This is a genomic window from Wolbachia endosymbiont of Tuta absoluta (assembly GCF_059414725.1).
In genome coordinates, this window is sequence record NZ_JBNRJY010000722.1 from 1 (window position 1) to 323 (window position 323).

1 pseudogene is annotated in these 323 nt (G+C 38.1%); it reads left to right on the forward strand.

Annotated elements, in window-relative coordinates:
* Positions 1–244: 244 nt before the first annotated feature.
* A pseudogene (locus ACJ5GX_RS07715) lies at positions 245–323 on the forward strand (histidine triad nucleotide-binding protein); the annotation flags it as partial.

Sequence of the window (323 nt, forward strand, 5' to 3'; positions counted from 1 at the left end):
CCGCCCGAGCCGGTTTTCTATTAGGACATAACAAAATTGTAATTAATAAAAAAAAGTGTATTATGCAATTTTCTTTTTTCTCCCATATATGAGATTCCACAGTCACAGTCCAAATTGTAAACACCAGGATCGATCTGCTAATAAGTGGCACAGGCGGCGACTGACGTGATATAAATTCACTACAATCAAGCGTCGGTAGGCGTGGCTTGAGCCAGCAATTATGTACTCAAAGTTAGGTACCATAATTCATATTCTAGTTATACCAAAAGCTCAATACGTTTCATACGATGATTTTGTTCTGAAAGCTTCCGAAGAGGAAATAG